The 22,500-nt window shown below is 62.7% G+C and carries 18 protein-coding genes and 2 pseudogenes; 9 read left to right on the top strand and 11 right to left on the bottom strand.

The window, feature by feature from the left end:
- Positions 1 to 226: 226 nt before the first annotated feature.
- Both FA94_RS18795 and FA94_RS18800 read right to left on the bottom strand, forming a co-directional pair.
- Positions 227 to 529 (bottom strand): H-NS histone family protein, encoded by a 303-nt coding sequence (locus tag FA94_RS18795; RefSeq protein ID WP_035553963.1) that lies wholly within the window; start codon positions 527 to 529, stop codon positions 227 to 229.
- A gap of 394 nt (positions 530 to 923) precedes the next feature.
- Positions 924 to 1,586 carry a HugZ family pyridoxamine 5'-phosphate oxidase gene (locus tag FA94_RS18800; RefSeq protein ID WP_035553966.1) on the bottom strand — a complete coding sequence of 221 codons (663 nt, stop codon included), beginning with the start codon at positions 1,584 to 1,586 and terminating at the stop codon, positions 924 to 926.
- A 267-nt stretch (positions 1,587 to 1,853) separates the two neighbouring features.
- On the opposite strand from FA94_RS18800, the gene FA94_RS18805 reads away from it, so the two are divergent.
- The 3 genes and pseudogenes from FA94_RS18805 to FA94_RS18810 form a co-directional block, all read left to right on the top strand.
- On the top strand, positions 1,854 to 3,071 hold the full coding sequence (locus FA94_RS18805) for an MFS transporter (RefSeq protein ID WP_081936000.1): 1,218 nt from the start codon (positions 1,854 to 1,856) through the stop codon (positions 3,069 to 3,071).
- A gap of 237 nt (positions 3,072 to 3,308) precedes the next feature.
- Positions 3,309 to 3,490: pseudogene (locus tag FA94_RS39990) on the top strand (hypothetical protein); the annotation flags it as partial.
- 180 nt (positions 3,491 to 3,670) lie between these two features.
- Positions 3,671 to 5,065 (top strand): annotated as a pseudogene (locus tag FA94_RS18810) (collagen-like triple helix repeat-containing protein); the annotation flags it as partial.
- Positions 5,066 to 5,238: 173 nt separating this feature from the next.
- Here the strand turns inward: FA94_RS18810 and FA94_RS18815 are convergent.
- The 3 genes from FA94_RS18815 to FA94_RS18825 all read right to left on the bottom strand — a co-directional run bounded on the left by FA94_RS18815 (position 5,239) and on the right by FA94_RS18825 (position 9,041).
- A complete protein-coding gene (locus FA94_RS18815; RefSeq protein WP_035562500.1) occupies positions 5,239 to 6,255 on the bottom strand; it encodes a cupin-like domain-containing protein in 1,017 nt (338 codons plus the stop codon).
- A gap of 102 nt (positions 6,256 to 6,357) precedes the next feature.
- Positions 6,358 to 7,503, bottom strand: coding sequence for a branched-chain amino acid ABC transporter substrate-binding protein (locus FA94_RS18820; protein WP_035553968.1), 1,146 nt, complete (start codon positions 7,501 to 7,503; stop codon positions 6,358 to 6,360).
- Between the two features lie 434 nt (positions 7,504 to 7,937).
- Complete coding sequence (locus FA94_RS18825) at positions 7,938 to 9,041, bottom strand: NAD(P)H-dependent flavin oxidoreductase (RefSeq protein WP_035553970.1); 1,104 nt, start codon at positions 9,039 to 9,041, stop codon at positions 7,938 to 7,940.
- Positions 9,042 to 9,325: 284 nt separating this feature from the next.
- Here FA94_RS18825 and FA94_RS18830 point away from each other — a divergent pair, with 284 nt between their 5' ends.
- The gene (locus FA94_RS18830) at positions 9,326 to 10,024 is read left to right on the top strand and encodes a dienelactone hydrolase family protein (RefSeq protein ID WP_035553973.1); all 699 of its coding nucleotides are present in this window, start codon (positions 9,326 to 9,328) and stop codon (positions 10,022 to 10,024) included.
- Between the two features lie 216 nt (positions 10,025 to 10,240).
- On the top strand, positions 10,241 to 11,758 hold the full coding sequence (locus FA94_RS18835; protein ID WP_035553975.1) for an amidase: 1,518 nt from the start codon (positions 10,241 to 10,243) through the stop codon (positions 11,756 to 11,758).
- Positions 11,759 to 11,828: 70 nt separating this feature from the next.
- Here the strand turns inward: FA94_RS18835 and FA94_RS18840 are convergent, their stop codons facing one another.
- The 5 genes from FA94_RS18840 to FA94_RS18860 form a co-directional block, all read right to left on the bottom strand.
- Complete coding sequence (locus FA94_RS18840; protein WP_035553978.1) at positions 11,829 to 13,121, bottom strand: MFS transporter; 1,293 nt, start codon at positions 13,119 to 13,121, stop codon at positions 11,829 to 11,831.
- A 288-nt stretch (positions 13,122 to 13,409) separates the two neighbouring features.
- The gene (locus FA94_RS18845; protein WP_035553981.1) at positions 13,410 to 13,721 is read right to left on the bottom strand and encodes a high-potential iron-sulfur protein; all 312 of its coding nucleotides are present in this window, start codon (positions 13,719 to 13,721) and stop codon (positions 13,410 to 13,412) included.
- Between the two features lie 254 nt (positions 13,722 to 13,975).
- The gene (locus FA94_RS18850) at positions 13,976 to 15,082 is read right to left on the bottom strand and encodes an NAD(P)/FAD-dependent oxidoreductase (protein ID WP_035553983.1); all 1,107 of its coding nucleotides are present in this window, start codon (positions 15,080 to 15,082) and stop codon (positions 13,976 to 13,978) included.
- A 361-nt stretch (positions 15,083 to 15,443) separates the two neighbouring features.
- Positions 15,444 to 15,869, bottom strand: coding sequence for a DUF4148 domain-containing protein (locus FA94_RS39995; protein WP_051980640.1), 426 nt, complete (start codon positions 15,867 to 15,869; stop codon positions 15,444 to 15,446).
- A gap of 256 nt (positions 15,870 to 16,125) precedes the next feature.
- Positions 16,126 to 17,103: an AAA family ATPase gene (locus FA94_RS18860; RefSeq protein ID WP_035553985.1), complete on the bottom strand. Its 978-nt coding sequence runs from the start codon at positions 17,101 to 17,103 to the stop codon at positions 16,126 to 16,128.
- Positions 17,104 to 17,371: 268 nt separating this feature from the next.
- On the opposite strand from FA94_RS18860, the gene FA94_RS18865 reads away from it, so the two are divergent.
- Positions 17,372 to 17,875: a hypothetical protein gene (locus tag FA94_RS18865; protein ID WP_035553987.1), complete on the top strand. Its 504-nt coding sequence runs from the start codon at positions 17,372 to 17,374 to the stop codon at positions 17,873 to 17,875.
- Between the two features lie 136 nt (positions 17,876 to 18,011).
- The gene (locus FA94_RS18870) at positions 18,012 to 18,809 is read left to right on the top strand and encodes an endonuclease/exonuclease/phosphatase family protein (protein WP_035553991.1); all 798 of its coding nucleotides are present in this window, start codon (positions 18,012 to 18,014) and stop codon (positions 18,807 to 18,809) included.
- Positions 18,810 to 18,942: 133 nt separating this feature from the next.
- On the opposite strand, the gene FA94_RS18875 is transcribed toward FA94_RS18870, so the two are convergent.
- Entirely contained in the window at positions 18,943 to 19,938 is a 996-nt protein-coding gene (locus FA94_RS18875; protein ID WP_051980641.1) for an aldose 1-epimerase, read from the bottom strand.
- 338 nt (positions 19,939 to 20,276) lie between these two features.
- On the opposite strand from FA94_RS18875, the gene FA94_RS18880 reads away from it, so the two are divergent.
- Together FA94_RS18880 and FA94_RS18885 are read left to right on the top strand one after the other, a co-directional pair.
- Positions 20,277 to 21,329 carry a LacI family DNA-binding transcriptional regulator gene (locus tag FA94_RS18880; RefSeq protein WP_035553994.1) on the top strand — a complete coding sequence of 351 codons (1,053 nt, stop codon included), beginning with the start codon at positions 20,277 to 20,279 and terminating at the stop codon, positions 21,327 to 21,329.
- A gap of 117 nt (positions 21,330 to 21,446) precedes the next feature.
- Positions 21,447 to 22,466 (top strand): ABC transporter substrate-binding protein, encoded by a 1,020-nt coding sequence (locus FA94_RS18885; protein ID WP_035553996.1) that lies wholly within the window; start codon positions 21,447 to 21,449, stop codon positions 22,464 to 22,466.
- The last annotated feature ends 34 nt before the right edge of the window (positions 22,467 to 22,500 follow it).

The following is a 22,500-nucleotide window of genomic DNA, read 5'->3' on the forward strand; positions in this document are numbered from 1 at the left end:
AAAATCCTTTTAAATCAGCCGCTTATCAAAATGAAAAGCATTCGCGTTCCGGTTCCTTGAAGTGCTTGTGACAAAACCCCCGCAGCGTTTTCAAGCGCAATAAAAAAACCGCGCCCTGACAGGTACGCGGTTTTCTGGTTCGTCACCGTTGCGCGCTATTGGCGCAACTGAGTGACGTGATTCGTAATACCTATAGACCAGCGGAATTAGCCGCCAGCCCAGAGCATTACTTCTGGATCAGAAACTTCTCACGATCCAGACCTGCGATCCAACGCGGCGGTTTGCCACGGCCGGACCACGTGCTGCCGCTATCCGGGTCGCGATACTTCGGTGCGACGCCTGCGCGCGGACGACCGGCTTTAGCGCCCTTTGCGGCACGGCCACCGCCGAGTTCAGTCAGCGAAATGCCGTAGTCGGCCATTTTCTGCTTGATCTCATTCAACACTTCCGCGTATTCACGCGACTTCGCTTCTTCGATCTGCTTTTCAAGCTTCTCGCGCTGAGCGAGTAGTTCCTTGTAGGAAGACATAGGTTCCCTTGTGGTATGGATAAATGACTGCCAGTCTTAAGCCAGCTTGCCCTTTGAAGGTGATCATGCCTCGGAATTTGATGGCGAGATTAACACAAAATAGAAAGACTACAAAAGCGTTCGCGTAAAATTAATCCAGAAACGTTTCAAAAAATTTCCAAGACATGCGGCTGTTACATGTTCCCTTTCAATTAGCCCATTCCGTATTTCGCTAAAGTTCCTAGTCCGCGTCCTTAATTATGGGATTAACTAGCAAAACATGAAAATTACGATGGCGATCCAGCATCAACATTTCATGGCATGAGAGCTTCAACATGAAATGTCGGAACATATTGCGGCCCGCGCGCCGCGCCGTTATTGCCGCATGAGTGTTTTCCCCGAATCGCAATAAAACCTAATTCGCGTAGCGCTGGATGCAATCTTCTAGCGCCCCATGCAAGGATTCAGTATTCAGTTTGGCATCGTCGAAGACGAACCGGCTGCGCGCGCCATCGCGTTTCAGATCGGCGCCATATCGATCGACACCGAGCAATTCCAATCCGTCGACGTGTCCTGCATGCCGGGTGAAGTGTTCGATTAGCGCGTTCTCTTCATCGAAAGTGAGCGGGGGCAGCGGATCGAGTTCTGCGCCGCCCAGCCAGCCCATCGCGCCGAAGCCGCCGATATAACGCAAACGCTCGAGCCGCATGACCCAGAACGTGAAATCGCCGAGCACCAGATAGCGCTCCGCGTCGGGGTGATAGCGCAGGTAGCGGCGCACGATTTCAGGGCTCGAATCGATCGCTTCGAAGGTGCCCAGCAGGGTGACGCGCTGGCCGCTCAGTACATCGCCGTCGGGTGCGTCGACCGCCAGAAAGCCGGCGCGCGGATCGGCGTGCAGGTTGTGGGTATGCTCGGCGAGCCGGCTCACCAGAATCGTCGGCCGATGCTGCAAGTCAGGCGCGAACGGCAACACCGACGGATAAGGAAAACCTTCCGGCTGGCGAGCGTGAGTGGCCAGCGTGCCGACAGCGGCCGTGTGCAACAGATGGAGCGGAGCGTGAGCGGGGATATTCAAGTGCGCGTTCCTCGATAGATAGGCGGCGGATATCGGTGAGACCGACGGGTCGTCGAGACAGAAGGCTGACGGCTGACGGCTCTTTTAATGTCGTAGTCACGGCAACTCAGGACAACTCAAGCGGAGTCGAATCGCCTTGATTCGAAACGCATCGAGCCGCCCTCTTGTCAGTGTCCGATCATCCGGTTCCAAGCATAAGACAGCACGCTTCGTTAGAATCGAAAATTCGCTTTCAAAGCGCTTTCTCCCGCTTCAACCCTCCAAGAGATGTCCGTGTCCGACCGTTCCGCCGAATTCGCCGCCCTCCCCGCCGCTCACCGCGAGCTCACCGACACCGCTCGCCAACGCGCGCGCGTCGCCACGATGGCGGTGTTCTTCATCGCCGGCATGATGTACGCGTCGTGGGGGGTGCATGTGCCGACGGTGCGCGACCGCTTCCATCTGAACGCGGCGCTGCTGTCGTTCGCTTTGCTGGCCGTGGCGGGCGGCTCGATCGGCGCGATGGCGGCCAATGCTTCGTGGATCGCGCGGGTCGGCACACGGCGCGCGTGCCTGACCGGCGGGCTGGTGATGGCGGTCTGCGCAGCGCTGATTCTGGTTGTGCCGGCCTACTGGATGCTGCTGATCGTGCTGGCGATTTTCGGCGCGGGCATGGCCACGCTCGACGTCGCGATGAACGCCGAAGCCAGCGCCGTCGAGAAAGCGCTCGGCAAGCCGATCATGTCGTCGCTGCACGGCATGTTCAGCGTCGGCGGGATGGTCGGCGCGGCGGTCGGCGGTGCCTTGCTGGCGCACGGCATGGCGCCCGCGGCGCATCTCGCGCTGGCCGCGACGGTTAGCGCGCTGGTGCTGGTCGCCGCCTGCCCGTCGGTGTTGCCGCACGTGCCGCACGAGGATCATCCCGATGCCGCGACGCCGCGCGCCAACCGCTGGCGCTCGCCGGCGCTGTGGGCGCTCGGCGCGATGGCGCTGGTCGCGTTGATCGCCGAAGGCGCCATGTACGACTGGGCGACCGTCTATATGCGCGACGTCGTGCTTGCCACGCCCGCGCTTGCCAGTGCGGCCTACGCGGCGTTTTCCGGCGGCATGGCGGCCGCGCGTTTTGCCGGCGACGTGGTTCGCGCCCGCTTCGGCGCGCCGCAACTGGTGATGGCCAGCGCGACGCTCGCCTGCGCCGGCATGGTCGGCGCGCTCCTGCTGCCGAATTCGGTGGCCGCGCTGATCGGCTTCACGTTGATGGGACTCGGCCTCGCGAACATGATGCCGGTGCTGTTCGCGGCGGCGGCGAGCGTCAAGGGCATCCACGCGGCCGAAGGGCTCGCGCACGTCGCGGGGTTGGCGTACTTCGGGCTGATGCTTGGGCCGGTGATTATCGGCGCGGTGACGCAGGCGACCAGTTTGCCGATTGGGTTGTCGGTGGTGGCGGTGTGTTCCGCGTTGATCGCGATTGCCGGGCCGAAGGTGCTGCGGCGTTTGAAGATCTGAGGCGCGGGCGTGCGACAGGCATGCGAAAACGCGCGCCTTACGTTACGTTACGCACCGCCGACGGCCTGAGTTGTTCCGCGACACATCGCGGATATCGGGCTACTGCGTATTCTGGCGGCGCTTCTACACGTCGTTGATTTATATGAATTTATTTGGCCACGCAACGGCGAAAATGAAAATGGCATAGGCCTTGCAGTTAGCTTCCCCAACAGTCTTCAAACTACGGGGGAGCCAATCATGAATCGCAATTTCAAACTGTCGGCGATCGCTATGTGCGTGTCGTCGATGATCATCCTCACAGGATGCGGCAGCACGTTGACCGGCGCGGGGATGACCGGCGCCGGGCGGCTGGCGGTGGCGGTGGCGCTGGTGCGGGTGCTGGAACTGGCGGAGGTGCTGGCGGCGGATCGGGTGGTGGCACGCCGACACCCACACCTACGCCCACTCCGACGCCGACGCCTACCCCAACACCCACGCCGACTCCGACTCCGACTCCGACTCCGACTCCGACTCCGACGCCTACTCCAACACCGACGCCTACCCCAACACCGACGCCTACCCCAACACCGACGCCTACCCCAACACCGACGCCAACACCGACGCCAACACCGACGCCAACACCAACACCAACACCAACACCGACGCCAACACCAACACCAACACCGACGCCGACACCAACACCCACCAGCGCCAACCCCATCGGCGTAGTCGTCCAGAACACCGGCAACGTGATCACCGCCACCGGCCAAACCGTCGCCGCGGTCGGCAGCCAGATCGGCCTCACGCCGATTCCCGGCACGAATCCGGCCACCACCACTGCGCTCGGCAACGTCGTGTCGAATCTCGGCAACGGCGTCACCGCGGTCGGCACGGGCGCGGCGAACGGCCTCGGCCAGCTCGGCAATTCGACCGATCCGCTCGGCACCACGCTCGCGAGCAGCGGCAATCTGGTTGTCGATACCGGTCAGGCCGTCAACAGCGCCGGCCAGCTCGTGACGAGTCTCGGCAGCGGCCCCACCGCGCCGCTCAGCCCGCTGACCACGCCGCTCGGCAGCACGGTCTCGACGGTCGGCAACGCGGTTAGCGGTCTCGGCACGCAGCTCGGTTCGCAACTGACGAACGGCCCGATCCAGCAGGTCACGCAGACCCTCAGCACCACGATCACGCCGATCACGAGCACGCTCGCGCAGACCACGCAAACCGTCGGCGATACGACCGGTCTCGGGGCGCCGCTGAACGGTCTGCTGTCGACCATCGGTCACGGCCTCGACAGTGCCGGCGGCCAGATCAGCGGTGCGACCAGCAATCCGATCGGCCAGAACCTCGGCAACGTCGTGACCAAACTCGGCGACACGGTCACGTCGGCGGGCGGTCTGCTGACGGCCGGCGGCACCAGCGGCAGTAATCCGCTCGGCGGCCTCACCGGCATTCTGAATCCCGGCAGCGGCGGCTCGGGCAATCCGCTGAGCGGCACGCCGCTCGCGCCGTTGACCAGCATCCTCACCGCGTTGCCCGGCACACTGAGCGGCGGCCTGACGGGCGGCAGCGGTAGCGGCCCGCTCGCGCCGCTGACCAACGTCATCAGCACCTTGACCGGCAGCGCCGGCGGGACGGGCAGTCCGCTTGCACCATTGACCGGCGTCGTCAGTTCGGTGACCGGCGCGTTGAGCGGCGCAGCAGGCAGCGGCAGTCCGCTTGCGCCGCTGACCGGCGTGGTGAGTTCGGTCACCAGCGCACTGAGCGGCGCGGCCGGCGCCGGCAATCTGCTTGCACCTGTGACGTCGGCAGTGTCATCGCTGACGGGCGCGCTCGGCTCGGCGGCGGGCTCGGGCGGTAGTAGCGGCAGCGGTGGCAGTGGCAGCAACCCGCTCGCGCCGGTCACCGGTCTGTTGAACAGCGTCACCGGCACCTTGACCGGCGCGGCGACTTCGGCCGGCGGCGCCACGGGCGGTGGATTGCTCGGCGGTCTCGGCGGCCTCGGAACCAAGAAGTAACGAAGACGAATAACGGCAGCAAATAACGACGCGAAAGAAACAGCGTCGAAGGGGGGCGGCGAACCGGGCAACCGGTTCGCCGTTTTTTTATCGGCGCGTGCCAGCGCGAGTGGTCAAGTCACGTGGCTTAAGAGCCCATCACGCGCAGTCGGCACCGTGAGCACCGAGTCGCATCACAGCTCGTGATACGTAGCGTAATGACGGGACAAATCGTTACCACGCAGAAAATTGGTGAACGTCATCGTCACCGACGCATCGAGTCCTTCGACGTAATGCCACCAGCCGATCGGCAAAAACAGTAACTCGCCGGGCGCGAGCGTGCAGTCGAGTAACTGCGTGTTTTGCATCGACGGGAAACGCTCGTAGTCGATCGCGGCGCCGTCCACCTGCGAATAACAATGCAGATGGTTCGCCATATGCGGCGTATCGGACAACGGCGCCAACCTGATCCGCTTACGGCCGATCACCTGCGCCATGAAGTTATTGGTCAGGTCATGATGAAACGGCGTCCGCGTCCCGGCCGGTCCCATCCAGAAGAATCCGGTATCGGCCGACGCGGGATCGAGATACTCGTCAATCACCGGCACATCGGACCATAAGGCGGCGAGCGCCGCGCGATTATGCGAGGTGTTATTCGCGGTCATGTAGAAATCGTTGGTCGGGCCGCTGCGCTCGACCAGATCGACATAATCGGCGAACCGCATCATGCGCTTGAGCTTCGGCTGATTGATTTCGTAGTTCGCATCCGACTCGCGGCCGAACTGCACTTCCACTTCGCAATCGCCGCAACGCTCGCGGAAATAATCGAACCGCCATTGCGTGCGCGCGGGCCAGAAATCGAATGCACCGGTCATGATCACCGGCCGGTTCTGACAGTAGTACTGCTCGAAGAACACATCGCGCGGCAAACGCTCGCGCCGCTCGATTTCGCCGCTACCCGAACGCATGCGATTGAGCGTGCCGTACACCGACAAAATCCAGTCGCGCTTACGCAAACGATTGCGCAAACGCGCGGCCCCGTGAAAATAAGGACTCGCGAGTACCGCATCGATTTCCCGAGCCGATTCCTCCGCGTCGAAACCATGTTCGAGTAGCGCGCCATGCAATGCATCCGGCTGGGCGTCGAGCATCAGATTCTCGGCGATCCAGCGGCGCCAGTCGTCGTCGAATGAACGGGTCACGGTCGTCACGGCGCTCTCCCTCAAAAGAAAAGGCACGCGAACCTTGCGGCGCGCGTGCCTTTTAATCAGCGGACCGAAGACAGGCACAAAGCCGTCTTCGGTCACGCGAATTTACATCTTCACTACGTCGAGCAGCGTCTTCTTGCCGGCCTTGTAGTTGTACAGCGAGATCACGCCGTGTTGAAGGTCACCCTTCGAGTCGAACGTGGTTTCGCCGATCACACCCTTGTAATCCGTTGCCGGCATTGCTGCCAGGATCTTCGCCGGATCGGTCGAGTTAGCACGCTTCATAGCGTCGACGATGATGTACACAGCGTCATACGTGAACGGTGCGTAGATCTGGATCGGCTGACCGAAACGCTTCTGATACTTGGCGAGGAACGCCGGGCCGCCAGCCATCTTCTCGAGCGCCATACCGGCTTCCGAGCAGACGATGTTGTCGGTTGCGTCACCCGCCAGGTCAGCCAGCTTGTCAGTACACACGCCGTCGCCAGCCAGCACCTTCGCACGCAGGCCGAGCTGCTTGGCTTGCTTCGCGAACGGGCCGCCGGTTGCGTCCATACCGCCGTACATGATCGCGTCCGGGTTTTCGCCCTTGATCTTCGTCAGAATCGCGCGGAAGTCGACAGCCTTGTCGTTCGTCGCGTCATGCGACATCACGTTCAGGCCCAGCGACTTGGCGGTCTTTTCGAATTCGTTGGCGAGACCCTGGCCGTAAGCGGTCGAGTCGTCGACGATGGCGACGCTCTTCACTTTCAGGCCCTTGGCTGCGTAGTTAGCCAGTGCCGGACCTTGTTGCGCATCGGTCGCGACAACGCGGTACGTCGTCTTGAAACCTTGTTGCGTGTAAGCCGGGTTCGTTGCCGACGGCGAGATCTGAACGATGCCTGCATCGCTATAGATCTTCGAAGCCGGAATCGACGTACCCGAGTTCAAGTGACCAACCACGGCGACGACCTTATCGTCGACCAGCTTCTGCGCGACTTGCGTAGCAGTACGCGGGTCGGCTGCGTCGTCTTGTGCGTCGAGTTGCAGCGTGATTTTCTGGCCACCGATCGTGAGGCCCTTGGCGTTGATTTCTTCAACCGCCAGGCGCGCGCCGTTTTCGTTGTCTTTACCCAGGTGAGCGATACCGCCGGTCAGCGGTGCAACGTGGCCGATCTTGACGACCTGGTCAGCTGCCGCGGAAGTTGCCAACGTTGCGAACAGCATCGCCGCAGCGCTGATCGGCAACAGCTTTTGAATCTTGATGTTCATGTAAGTCTCCAGTTTCGGTCCCAAAAACAACGTAATCGCCCTGTGCCCCCGCTTCCCCTACACGTGTCGCTCAGTCCCGTGGACGACCACGCCGGTTGCATCGTTCATGCACTTGGCCAGCACGCCCGCCAACCTGTTTGTGGCAGGCGGCAAACCGTACTTGCGCGCAAGTGTAGGCCATCAAATTAAATTGTGGGACTTTTTTGAGGAAGTGGGATCAACACTAATAGCGTTTATCCAACAGGCGCCGATTCCGTCTGGAGAGACTCGCTGGAGAGCACCAGCCCATGCGGGTTTCCGCTATGTCGGGCTTTCGTCTAACCGCGCGGCCTAAAGCTTTTCGCGACTTAAACCGTTAGTGTTTCAAATAGGCTTTGTGCTTAAAAATAAGGCGCGCCGCCGGGCATCGCGGGGCGCGCCTGAGGTATGCCGAATCAGCGTTGTTGCGCGGCGATCCGCGACGTCGCCGCATGCCATTCCTGTTCGAGTTGCGCCATCAGTTCGGCGGCACTGATCCCCTCCGGGCGCGCGCGGCCGAGCGGTGCGCCCTGCCCCGACCAAAGCGACAGATAATCGGCGTTCTGCGCGCGACCCGCACTCTGCCGCAACTCCTGCGTCAATGCGTTTTGCACCGGATACGGCGCGACCTTTTGCGCCGTATCGCTCAAACGCTGCATCAACGGATTGCGTATGCCGCGCGCATGTCGACCGGTGATGGCGCGCGTCACCGAGGTCGATGTATCCGACATGTCGCGCACGCGGGTTTTCCAGGCCTGGGGAATTGCGCTCTCGCGACAGGTGAGAAACGCGGTGCCCATGGCCGCGGCTTGCGCGCCGAGCGCGAGCGCGGCGACGATGCCACGGCCGTCCATGATGCCGCCCGCCGCGAGCACCGGCAGCCCGCTCGCGTCGACCAGTTGCGGCACGAGCGCGAGGGTGCCGACCAGCGCATCTTCGAACGCGCCGATGAAGGTGCCGCGATGCGCGCCCGCCTCCGCGCCTTGTGCCGCGATCGCATCCGCGCCCACGTCGCGCCAGGCGACGCCTTCGGCGGTATGCGTTGCCGTGCCTATTACATATAGACCGGCGTCATGCAAACGCGCGATGTCGTGCGCCGGCAGCAAGCCGAACGTGAAGCTCGCCACCGGCACGCGCAACTCGATAAGCATCTCCAGTTGCGCGCGGAAATCCGGCGCGTAGCGTTCGAGCGGCTGGCCGGGCGGCAGGTCGAACTCGGCGCGCAACGGGTCGATGGCTTCGAGCGCGCGCCGCACGGTGGCGTCGTCCGGCGCGGCCGGATCGAGCACGAACAGATTCACGCCGAACGGTCGATCCGTCAGCGCGCGAATCGCCGCGACTTCGCTCGCGATCTTCTCCGGCTGCAATGCGGCGCCCGCCAGAAAACCGAGGCCGCCGGCATTCGAGACTGCGGCGACCAGCGCGGGCGTAGTCGCGCCGCCGGCCATGGGCGCCTGAACGACCGGCACGCGCAACGCGAAACGTTCAGCAAATGGTGTCACAAAACGGACTTCACTCATGATCGGTTCCTTTGGGTCATGCGCTCGCGGCAACCGCAAGCCGATAGCTTCGACTGTATAGAGAGGGTCTGCGGACGGAAAATGAATAATCGAGAACGTTTCAATCGTCTTACGAGATTCATGCCGCGCGCGCGTTGTCAGCGTGCTTTCTCAGCGCGCGTCGGGGCTCGCTGCAGCGCATTTCTTTTTTTGGCAAACTGACCGCCCGCTTCAGGCATTCAGGCCTCCGGCATTCATTCAGACCGACCTCGTGCGAAAACGCACGCGGGTCTATGGAGAGCACCATGAGCATCACGTCCCGCTGGATCGACATTCCCGCCGGCAACGACAGTTTCGGCGGATACCTCGCGCTGCCCCAGGGCGGCAAGGGACCGGCCGTCATCATCATTCAGGAAATCTTCGGCGTGAACGGACATATCCGCTCGGTCGCGGATCAGTACGCGCAGGACGGCTATGTGGCGCTCGCGCCTGACGTGTTCTGGCGAGTGCAGCCGCGCGTCGAATTGACGTACGAAGGCGCGGATCGCGCGAAAGGCGTCGAACTGATGCAGAAGCTCAACGTCGACGAAGCCGTGTCCGACATCGGCGCAGCCGCCGCCGCATTGCGCGCGATGCCCGAAGTGACCGGCAAGCTTGCAGCGATCGGTTACTGCTTCGGCGGCCGGCTGGCTTATCTGGCAGCGGCGCAAGGCACGCTCGACGGCGCGGTCGCTTACTACGGCGGCGGCATCCAGAATCAGCTCGACGAAGCCGCGAAGATCAAGGTGCCGATGCAATTCCATTACGGCGAACTCGACGCGCACATTCCGTTGTCCGCCGTCGGAGAGATTCAGGAGCGTTTCGCCGGCCGCGCCGACGCCGAGTTTCACATCTATCCGAATGCGGATCACGGCTTCAACTGCTCGGAGCGCGCGTCGTATAACCAGCGCGCGTCGGCGCTCGCGCATGGGCGCACGCTGACGTTTCTTGGCGAGCGGCTTTGATGTGCGCTTGAATCGCGCTTGATTGGCGCTTGATTGGCGTTTGATTCGCCTTTAACTCAGTTACTCTTCTGAAGACGGCGCGTCCGCGACTCGCCGTCTTTTTTCATGTGCGGCGATTAGCCTGAAACCCGAACGACGCAACATCCAGTCGAACGGGTTGATCGGGCGCATGAAAAACCACCCGGTTCACCCTTCGAAAGCGAGGACTTCTCCGTCGTGCTATCAGACTATCTCGCCCATGACGCCATCGGCCTCGCCGAACTCGTGAGAACTCGCCAGGCGAGCGCTCGCGAGTTGCTCGACATCGCGATCTCGCGAACCGAGGCCGTCAATCCCGCGATCAACGCCATCGTCCTGAAAGACTACGACGCGGCCCGTCACCGTGCATCGCGCGACGACGCGAGCCGGGCCAACGGCGCGGACCCCGCGGATAGCACGAGCGCGCAAGCAGCGTTGGCCGGCGTGCCGTATCTGATCAAAGACCTGGGCGCGCCGGTTGCCGGCTTGCGCATGGCGATGGGCAGCCGCCACTATCGCCATTTCATTCCCACGGAAGACGCGCCCGTCGTCGCGCTCTCGAAAGCGGCCGGCCTCAACATCTTCGCCAAGACCAGTACCTCCGAACTCGGTCAGATGCCTTATACGGAGCCCGAACTGTTCGGCGCGTGCCGCAATCCGTGGAGTCTCGACCACACACCGGGCGGTTCCAGCGGCGGCTCGGCGGCGGCGGTGGCTGCGGGCATCGTGCCGCTTGCGCATGCGTCGGACGGTGGCGGGTCGATCCGCATTCCCGCTTCGTGCTGCGGACTGTTCGGTCTCAAACCTTCGCGGGCTCGCGTGCCGCGCGTCGCGCCGCCGGGTGCCGGCGATCTCGGCGTCGATCACGCGGTCTCGCGCAGCGTGCGCGATAGCGCGTTGCTGCTCGATCTGCTGTCGGGTAATGCGCAGCGGCCACTCGGCGCGCCCGGCACTTTTCTCGGTGCGAGTCGCGAGCCGTGCAAGCCGCTGAATATCGCGTACGTTACCGAGCCGATGCTGGCGCCCGTGCTCTCCGCCGACTCGCGCGCCGCGCTCGACGACGCCGCGCAGCTCGCCATCTCGCTCGGTCACAACATCGAACCGGTTTCGCTCGGCATCGACTTCGCGACGGTTCGTCACGCGTTTCTTATGCTGTGGTCGGTGACAGCGGAAGAGCTGGTGCTGAACGCAGATCGCATTACGGGCCGCAAACCGTCACGCAGCGAATTCGAAATTTCGACGTGGGCCATGGCGCACATGGGCCGCAAGCTCGGCGAGCGCGGCTTACCTTCCGCGCTCGAAGAACAACGCCGCATCACCGCACGCCTCACCGATCTGCTGAACCGCTACGACGTGGTGTTGTGCGCCACGCTGGCCGCGCCGCCGATCAAAATCGGCGAGATGCATCCCACCTCGGCCGAGCGGATCCAGATGCGCGCGGTCAGCGCGTTGCCGATCGAGGCGCTCATGAAAAAGCTGCTGACCGAGGCGTCGAACAAAGCATTCGCGTGGGCGGGCTGCACGGAGCTGTTCAATCTGACGGGTCAACCGGCGATGTCGGTGCCGTTGTACTGGAATGCGCGGGGTTTGCCGGTTGGCGTGCAATTCGCCGCGCGTGAAGGCGGCGAAGCGACGCTGTTACGTCTGGCCGCGCAACTCGAAACGGCGCGGCCGTGGTTCGACAAGCGACCGCCGTTGATGCAGGCTCGGAGTTAGACCGTTAGATAGTTTGACAGTCGGATTGCACAGATCAGGCCTCAACGCCTGATTCGAATCGGACCACACGTCACGCCGGTTTTCGCCGCGCGTCGAGATCCGCGTGACGCTTGCCGGGAATGCACGCCACCGCGACGATCGACAGCGCCAATCCGCTCATCACGTAGTAGGTCGGCGCGAGCGGCGAGCCGGTCGTGTCGATCAGCCACGTCACGAGAAGTGGTCCGAAACCGCCAAACACCATCACCGCGACGTTATAGGCGAGCGATAAACCGATCGAGCGCACGTTCGCCGGAAACAGTTCGGCGATCAACGCGCCGAACGGCCCGTAGTAGCCCGACAGCGTGATCGACAGAAGCGCCTGCACAAGGATCAGTTTCGACACGCTCGGCTCAGCCGCGAGCCACGCGAACAGCGGATAGATGATCGCGAGCGTGATTCCCAGCGACCACAGCGACAAACCCTTGCGCCCGATCCGATCCGACCATGCGCCGGCCAGCGGCGAAAGCACCATCAACAGCAGATTGCCGACGATCACCGCATAGAAAGATTGCGCGTAAGGCAGCTTGAGTTGCTTCACGGCAAAGGTCGGCAGATAACTGATCAGTACATAGACCGTTACTGTGAGCGCGATCACGGACCCGAGCCCGCACAGCACGTCGCGGCTATGGCTTTTGAAGACCTCACTGAGCGTCGCGCGTCGTGCGGTTTTTTGCGCGTGGAGAAAGGCCTCGGAGTCGGCCAGATTCCGGCGAATATAAAAACCGACCGGGCCGATAATCAGGCCAATCACGAACGGCACACGCCAGCCCCAGGACTTCAACGCATCGGGCGATAAACCGTGCGAGATCGCCGCGCCCACCAACGCACCAAGCAGCAGCGCCGCCGCCTGGCTCGACATCTGCCAGCTACCGTAGAATCCACGTTTCGAGAACGGCGCCGCTTCGATCAGCAGCGCCGTCGAACTGCCGAATTCACCGCCCGCGGAAAAGCCTTGCAGCAGACGCCCGAGCACGATCATCAACGGAGCGCCGATGCCGATCGCCGAATACGGCGGCGCAATCGCCAGCAGCAGAATGCCGAGCGTCATCAGCGCGATGACGAGCGACAACGCCGCCTTGCGTCCCGCGCGATCCGCGTAGAGTCCGAGCACGATGGCGCCGATCGGCCGCATCACAAACGCGACGCCGAAGGTCGCGGTGGTCAGGAGCAACGACGTGTAGTCGCTGCCCGCCGGAAAGAACAACTGCGCGATCACCACGGTTAGAAAACCGAACACGGTGAAGTCGTACCATTCGAGCGCGTTGCCGATTACCGCCGCGACGACGGCGCGCGTATTGAAGCTCTTTGACGCGGGTGCCATGCGAATCTCCAGCCGGCGAAATGGGTCCCGTGGTACGCCGTGTTCGCGCGAAGTGCGCGAGCGCGAACGTAGAAGAGCTACGTCAGTCGCAAGAATCGACTTGGAGTGTAAAGAGCGCACCCGCTGTTTTCAAGCAGCAATGCGCGCGGCGAAGCGGATAACGGCGGACAGCAAAAAGGCGTCTGTCGCAGGGAGCGGCAGACGCCTCAATGATCGAAGCTCGATCTCGCGCCGCGATGTTGCGGCGCACTTCGCGCGTCACTGAATGCGCGCGCGGTTCAAACGTAATCAGGCCTTCTTGTTATATGCACTGCACCAACCCTTGCTGGCGACCTGCTTGCCCGCGAACATCGGGCAGCCGCCCCATGCGTCGGTGGGCTTGGCTTGATAGAAGCTGCAGTTGCCGCAGTCCTGGCCCGCTGCGTATTTCGCGAACTTGGCTTTGTCGACTTTGCTGGCGTCGGCCTTGTAGCCGAGTGCTTGTGCGGTCGGATCGGTTTCGGCAACTTTCGGTGCATCGGCAAAAGCCGAGCGCGACAGCGCGAACGTGGACGCCACACCAATGCTGGTGATCAAAAACGTACGACGGGAAGATTTCATGGGGGACTCACTCCATTTATATAGAACTGATCGCCGTTCTAGTGACAGCGGTCCCCAAGGATAGCAACGAAGCCGTCGCGCGTGACGGCCCAAATGATAGAGATAACCGAATCGGTACGCCCCTGCGCCAGAATGTCGCGCGGGAGCTTGAGCAGAGATTGCGCGCGATGAGAATGACTCGCAAAGAGAGCGGTGCGTGGTCTCTTTGCGGCCGATTTGCTGCCTGTTAAAGCAAGCGATGAATCCCGCTCGAACTACGCGCGCCCACTCAACTCGCAGACCCGCTGCGCGATCGCCAGCGACGCCGTCAATCCCGGCGACTCGATCCCGAACAGATTGACGAGCCCACGCACGCCATGCGCGGCCGGACCTTGAATCAGAAAGTCCGCAGCCGGTTCGCCCGGGCCGGAAAGCTTCGGACGAATCCCCGCATAGGCGGGTTGCAGCGCGTCGTCGGGTAGCGCGGGCCAATACGCGCGAATCGCCGCGTAAAACGATTCCGCGCGATGGGGATCGACGTCGTAATTGATCGCGTCGACCCATTCGACGTCGGGCCCGAAACGCGTCTGACCGCCGAGATCGATTGTCAGATGCACGCCGAGGCCGGCTTCGTTCGGCATCGGATAGATCAGACGGCTGAATGGCGCGCGCCCCGAAATGCTGAAGTAATTGCCGCGCGCGAGATAAAGCGGCGGCACGTGACGCGCGTCGAGTCCGCGAATCTGCCGCGCTAACGCATTTGCTTGCAGACCCGCGCTGTTGATCACGCACGCGGCGCTGATCGTGGTCGGCGCGCTGCCGCCGACCTTGATGATGAAGCGGCCGTTGCTCGCTTCGATCGCTTCGACCGGCGCGTGAAATGCGCACACCGCGCCGTCGCGTTCGGCATCGCCCTGAATCGCCAGCATCAGTTGATGACTATCGACGATACCCGTCTGCGGCGAGAACACCGCCTCGACACATTCGAGCGCCGGTTCGAGCGCTTGCGCCTGATCGCCGTCCATCCGCAACAGGTCGAGCACGCCGTTCTCGCGACCCTTGGCCATGATGCTTTCGAGCTGGGGAATCTGGTTGCGCGAGGTGGCGACCAGCAGTTTGCCGCAGCGTGAATGCGGCACGTTGTGCTCTGCGCAGAAGTCGTAAAGCATCTCGCGGCCGCGCACGCAGAGCGCCGCCTTCTGCGAGCCGCGTGGATAGTAGATACCCGCGTGAATCACTTCGCTGTTGCGTGAGCTGGTGCCCACACCGATCGCTTCGGCGGCCTCCAGCACGATCACTTCACGCCCGCGCGCGGCCAGCGCGCGCGCCACTGCCAGACCGACCACACCCGCGCCGATCACTACACATTCGATTTGGTCCATGTCCCTTGACGCGGCTGACATCACCGCGCGCTGCCTCGTTCACCCGATAGTGATGAAGACAGGATGCGGCTATCGAGTGCCGCCCACCGCTCGCTGTCGAACGTTCCTGCCGTTTCTGCAACCGTTACGCAAATTGTACGACGCCGCACAGACGCAAATGCCCGCCGTCGGGAACGACGGCGGGCATTTGAATTCGGTCTTCAGCGGGTCAAACGTAGCGGCCAGACAAATCAGTGTACGCCGTCGAAGCGTGTGGCGCTCACTTCTTCGCGGGGTCTCGCGACAGCCTGCGCGGCGCGTGCCGTGCGCCGACGCAGAGACATCGCAGCTTCAGCGCAGAGACAGCAAACCGCGCAAACGTTTAGTTCTGCGTGCTCACCGTACGGCGCGATGCTTCGACCACCGAACTCGTCGCTTGCGCGCGCGGCGGCGTGTAACCACCCAGCGCGAGTTGCTGCTGATAAGCAGGCGCGTTCGGGTTCACATTCAGTTCACCGTTGGCGCGAGCCTCGGCCAGTTCGGCTTTCACCTGAGCGCGCGTCTTCGGGCCGTTATCCGGCGTGGCGCGGACGCTGTCGGCGGAAACCGGCGCGTACGGATTCTGATTCAGTTCGCCGTCGGCGCGGGCCTGCACCACGTCGGCTTTAACCTGCGCGCGGCTCACACCGCTCGACTGCGTGTACGTAGCGACTTCGGGACGATACGAGGTTGCCGGACCATAGCCGCTCGCGAAAGCAGGGGCCGCGACAGCAACGGAGAAAAGCAGAGCGAGGGAAGCGGTTCTCATGATGGTTTCCAATAGTCGTTGAATTCGGGTTCTGTGCCTGGCGAGTGACGTCTGGCGCGGTGGCTTAGACGTCATGTCGATGGAGCTCAGTGTATTCCCTGACTATCGAAAAATTGGACCGATTGAAAGCAACTTAAAGTCTCATAATCAGCAACAATTGCTGCGGCAATCTCCGCATTTACGGCAGGGATTCCCGCTTTGGCCGATAAAAAAGCCGCTCGGAGGCGGCTTTTCTACGAAAAACGGGCAAAAAACCTCAGAAACCAATAGGTTTTCGCCGATTTCCGTAGTCGAGGCGAATGTCGCCGGCTTCGATCCGATCGCGCCCGTCGATGCGCGCCGAGCCGAAGCCATTGAGAATCGCCCGGCGCATTTCGCGCGGCGACGCCGGCCTCAGCGCATCGAGCGCGCCGTCGCCGATCTGCTCGGGAAAGCGCTGCCCCCAGTTGTGCGCCGAGCGGATCTCGTCGTAGATCGATTGGGCGATGCGGCGCGCGCCCGCGTGATCCGGCGGCGGAATCTCATACACGTTCATCCGGTTCAAGATCGGCTCGGGGATCGAGCGTTCGTCGTTCGCGGTCGCGATCCAGATCACGTGCCCCGCGTTGATCGGAATCTCGGCGAATTCGTCGATGAAGGTCTGTGCCGTGTCGTGCTCCAGCAGCGCGTACAACGCGCCGAGCGGATCGTATTGTGAATCGCCGGTGGCCTTGTCGATTTCATCCACAGCAATCACGGGGTTCGCGTAGCTGCCGTTCACGAGCGCATCGAACACCTTGCCCGGCTTCGCGTTCTTCCATTGCGACGAGGCGCCCGACAGAATCCAGCCCGCCGTCAACGAACTCATCGCCACATATTGATAGGCGGTGCCGAGCAGGCGCGCCAACTGCTTCGCAAAGTGGGTCTTGCCGATGCCGGGGTCGCCGAGCAGCAGGATCGGCATCAGTTCGAGCCGGTCTTCGGTCTCGAGGCACAACGCGACCTGCTTGCGGATGTCGTCGAGCGGCGCTGAAAAGTTGGGCAGCGCGCCGATCAGATCGTCGATCGACGGCATCCGGTTCGGCTTGACGCAGAAACGCAGATTGCCGGTTTTCAGCATCTTTTCGTACATGGCGCGCAGTGCCTCGTTCGCGCCTTCGCCGAGATCGTTCAGCGCGGTCTCGACCTGATCGAGGTCGTACACCTGACTGAAAGATGCCACGGCGATTTCCTGTTTGACCATTGCTGTTGTCATCGCTCACCCCGTCTGGCTGGTCTTGCTGCAGCGGCTACCGTTCGGCGCCGTTTCAAGTCCAGTGTAACGACGACATATTCGTGTGCAAGCCAGCAGTCGTGCGGCTCTGCTGCTAACAACCGGTTGTTTTCAGGGACTCAAGCCCTCAACTGAAATGCATTGTTGCTGAACCTGGCCCCGTCTGGCGTGTCAGAAAAACGTTCTGCCCATCAGGCGTAAGATGACCGTCTGTCCATGCGGGCAGGTGCAGTGACCGGAGAATGCTTCTATGTGGAAAACCAGTATCCTGGCCGTGCTGCTCGGCACTTCGTTGCTCGCGAACGCGCAGCAACGTCCGGCGCAACAGGTCGTGCAGTGGCAGTTGCAGGTCATGCGCGACGGCCAGCAGATCGACTCGTTCGACGGCACCACCACGGTCGGCCAGGCACGCACGGATACCCATCACAAGGTGGTGCAACATAACGTCGGCTGTAAAGATCAGCCCGGCGGCAGTCTCGATCTGACGCGCACGCTGACCGTCTCGCCACTGCAGGCGGACGCGAACGAGGTCACGCTGTCGATCGAAGCGCAGGAAACGTTCGAGGAAGACGGCGCGCAGCAGACCGACACCGGCTGCAAGCTGCCGCCGCAACCGCGTCAGGTGAGCGCGAGCCATCCGGGACTGAAAGTGGCGGCGGGCCAGTGGGCGAGCTGGACGATCGTCGACAAGAATCCGAACCTGGTCTACCGCGTGAAGGCCAGCCTCGCGAATACGGCGACCAGTGCGAACTAGCCGAGCCTCTGCGAATGAGCGTGCAAACCACTACGCGCCCACCCGAACCCATCGATACGAGCCAGGCGCGAGCAACCCGCTGGCGACACGGGCCACATTAATGAAGCCCTCAAACAGAACACGTGGATAACGCGGCATGCGAAACCCCGAAGAATTGATCCGCGAAAGCATTGCGCCGAAGGACTTCATTGCGGTGAGCTGGAACCTGCACAAGGGCCGCACACCGCTCGGCTTTCAGGCGTGGCAGGCCATGCAGCGCTGGGTGCAATCCACTCACGCGGACGCGTATTTTTTGCAGGAAGCGATGGCGCGGCGCATGCCGTCGCCGGTGCTGGCGAGCAGTTTCGGCGCACCGGTCGCCGATCCGTTGAACGACGTGTGGCATTGCCAGGCCACCGAAATCGCGCGTGCGCTGGAGCTCGAAATTGCGCTCGGGCCGAACGTGTTCAAGCCGTCGTGGCGGCACGGCAACGCGATTCTGTCGCCGCATCCGCTCGATCTCGGCGGACGTTGGGACATCTCCGCGCATCGCTTTGAAAAGCGCGGGTTGCTGGTGGCGCGAGCCACGTTCGGCGGTCATTCGGTCACGCTGCTGTGTGCGCATCTCGCGCTGACGCGCTCGGCGCGATTGCGGCAGATGAACTGGATCGCGCATTGGATCGCGAAGGAAGCGCCCGAGGGTCCGCTGGTGCTGGCCGGCGATTTCAACGATTGGCGTAACGACTCGGTGCCGCTGTTCGGCGAGCACGGTTTGCAGGAAGTGGCGACGTTGCTCGGTGAATCGGGGCGCACGTTTCCGGCATTTTCACCGGCGCTCGCGCTGGACAAGATGTTCGTGCGCGGCATGAAGCCGATCGAATGGATTCAGCCGACGCAGGAGACGGCGTGGCTGTCGGATCATTTGCCGTATATGGCGCGCTTGCGGGTGGAGTGACGCGCGGTGGTGTGAAACAAAGACGGGCGACCTTATTAGGTCGCCCGTTTTTTTTGGCTTTGGCCACGAGCGCGTGGCGTGGTGCGTGGTGTGATGCATGGCGCGGCGTGATGCGTGGACTTGCGCCGCTCGCCTAGCCGCGTTGCGGCGTCCACTTCACCGTTGCAACCAGTTCCTCTCCCGCTAGCAACACACAGCCGCCCACCTGCTCACGCGGGCCGGCCGCATTGAAACAGTCCGTGGTATTCGTCACCGGTTCCACGCACAACTGCGGATCGTTGGCCGGCGCGTACACCACCATGTGATCGAACGGCGCGTCGGCGGTCATGGTCAGTTGACGGTGTTCGTCGGGCCACGCAATCGTTGCCTTGTGCGACCAGTTCGCAAAGTTATTGTCGAGATCGAACGCATCCGGCGACATACCTTCACGCAAGGCATCCACGGCGGGATGCGGGCCGAGATGCGTCGGCAGCACGTCGGCGTCGGCGTGCCACATGGCCCGCACGTCGGCCTGCACGCGAGTCGCCGCCGTGCGCGGATAGTACGGGTGATGCCCCATGCCGAACGGCATCGGCCGGTTGTCCAGGTTCTGCGCGGACAACGTGATGACCAACGCGCCGCCGCTCAGCGCAATGCGCTGCTGCGCGCGATAGCGAAACGGCCAGTCGCCGGGAATCCGCGCATCCGGTTCGTGTTCGAAATGCAAGTCCACCGAGCTTTCCGTGCGCGCGCCGACTCGCCACGGATGCCGCCACGCATTCCCGTGCAGCGCATGCGCAAAGCGCGTGTCGTTGCCGGCGAGATCGATCGTGACACCGTCGAACTCGAAGCGCGCGTCGCGAATCCGGTTGCAATAGGGGAGCAGCGGAAAGCTCGCCATCCGCAGCGGATCGCGTTCGGTGAACGCCGCCGATGTCGCCGGCCGCAGCCAATGCAATGGACCATCGGGCGTGACTTCGTAAAACGCGGCGAGCGCGCCGCCCACTTTGGGCGCAAGCACCGCGCGCAAGGACCCGGCTTGCAACGTCACAAGCGTGGGCGCAATGGCAGGATCGTCGAGCCACGCAAGCTCGTTAGGCGCCGCCGCCGTCGCGAGCGGCCGGTTCGAGTTCAGGGAAACGTCGCGCATGATCAGAAAAGGCGGGGCCTCGGACGAAGGCCGGCAGCAACGCGCATCGCTTGTCTCCTGTAGCGTGCCGCGCACTGCGCGCGGCCGGCGGACCCTGGAAGTCCGCGCGACCGAGAATCGCACGCCAAAGCGGATCGGTCAATATTATTAGTAATAAATTCACCAAAACACTGCCCTCATACGCGCATCACGCATTCCCAAATGGCGGGTTAGCGTGCGTTGCCGCGCACATATTATTAGTGGTACCGTCAGCACCACAATGCCTCGGCATGCTCCCGCTTTAGCGCCGCTGCAGTGCGGCCCGCACAATGAAAAAATCGACTCAACGCCGTCCCACCATGACCGACATCGCCAAGCTCACCGGCGTGTCGCAATCCACTGTCTCGCTGGTGCTGAACAACGCCACCGGCGCGAAGTTTTCCGAGGCCACCCGCACCAAGGTGCTGAAGGCCGCGCATGACCTCGGCTACCGCTTGTCGCTGCGCGAGGCGGTGCCGGCCTCGGCCGACGACCGCAATCTGATCGTCTATCTCGCCGACGAGATTTCCACCAGCCCGCATCCGGTCGTCAACGTCGACGGCGCGCGCGACGCGGCCTACGCAGCCGGCAAGATGCTGGCAGTCTATTCGACGCACGGCAACGCGGACATCGAAAAGCAGGTGCTCGACACGACGCTGTCCAACCCGCATGTGTTCGGCGTGATCTACGCGACCGTCTACACGCGCAAGGTGACGCTGCCGGCCGCGCTGTCGCAGGTGCCGACCGTGCTGCTGAACTGCTATACGAGCGAAGGCGGCGTGTCGTCGGTCGTGCCGGCCGAAGTCGCCGGCGGTCATCTGGCGACCGACTATCTGCTGCAGTCCGGGCACCGGCGCATCGGCTATATCAACGGCGAACCGTGGCAGGACGCGTCGAAAGACCGTCTCAAAGGCTATCGCACGGCGCTCGCCACCGCCGACCTGCCGTACGCACCGGAACTGGTGCGCGACGGCGACTGGAGCTCGGGCCTCGGCTTCGAACTGGCGCTCTCGCTGATGCGCGAAACCAATCCGCCCACCGCGATTTTCTGCGCCAACGACCTGACCGCGCTCGGCGCGATCGAAGCCTTGAAGCAACTCGGCCTGCGCGTGCCCGAAGACGTCTCGGTGCTCGGCTACGACGACCAGGAAATCGCCCGCCACACGCACCCGCCGCTCTCGACCGTCGTGCTGCCGAACTACGAGCTAGGCCGCTGGGCGGTCGAAACCCTGCTGCAGGAAGAACAGAACCGCGCGGCCGGCGCGCCGGTGCGGCATCGCATGGTGAAGCTCGATGGACCACTCGTCGAACGTGCGTCGGTCAGGGTAATTACCGAGGCAAAAAGGCCAGCAATTAATATTATTAGTGATTGACCGATAATAATTCCGAGTGGAATAATCGGCACGTCCGGTTGTGGCGGAACAGCGTCGGCCGGCAGGAGAAACACAAAAAGCAAATACAACCTACCTCACCAGGTACTGGAGGAAGACATGGCGTCGCTCAACACGCAGTCGCGCGCTCACGTGCGCAAGCAGCAGATTCGTCCGCTGGCGGGTTCGCTGCTGGCTCTGGCAATCGGTTTCGGCGTCGCCACCGCGCACGCCGACGACGCGTTGCCGAAGTTGCCCACCAAGACTCCGCTAAAGGTCGGCTTCGCGCAGACCGAAAGCAACAATCCGTGGCGTCTCGCGGAAACCAAGAGCTTCAAGGACATCGCGGCAAAGTGCGGCTGGCAGATGGTCATGACCGACGCCAACGGCTCCAACTCCAAACAGGTTTCCGACATTCAAAGCATGATCGCGCAGCACGTCGATCTGCTGGTGTTCCCGCCGCGTGAGGAAAAGCCGCTCGCACCGATCGTGCTGCAGGCTAAAAAGGCCGGCATTCCGGTGATTCTGGTCGACCGCGACGTCGATCAATCGGTTGCCAAGGCGGGCCGCGACTACATCACGTTCATCGGTTCGGACTTCATCGATCAGGGGCATCGCGCCGCTGACTGGCTGGTCAAGGCGACCGGCGGCAAGGCGAAGATCATCGAACTCGAAGGCACCACCGGCGCGTCTGCCGCGAACGATCGCAAGAAGGGTTTCGACGAAGTCATCGCGAAGAATCCGGGCATGACGATCATCGCGTCGCAAAGCGGCGACTTCGCGCGCGACAAGGGTCGTCAGGTGATGGAAACGCTGTTGCAGGCGCATCCGGACGTCACGGCGGTCTACGCGCATAACGACGAAATGGCGCTCGGCGCAATCGCCGCGATCAAGGCGGCCGGCAAGCAGCCGGGCAAGGATATCCAGATCGTCACGATCGACGGCACCAAGGGCGGCATGGATGCGATCGCCGCCGGCGAACTCGGCGCGAGCGTGCAGTCGAGCCCGTTCTTCGGCCCGCTCGCCTGCGACGTCGCGCAGCGTTACGCGAAGGGTGAAAAGGTGCCGACGTGGGTGAAGGTATCCGACCGTTTCTACGACAAGAGCAACGTGCAGCAGAACATGCAGTACGGCTATTGATTGATGGTTGACGGTGAAGCCTCCTGCAGCCTGG

The sequence above is a fragment of the Burkholderia sp. 9120 genome (assembly GCF_000745015.1).
Classification (GTDB): Bacteria; Pseudomonadota; Gammaproteobacteria; order Burkholderiales; family Burkholderiaceae; genus Paraburkholderia.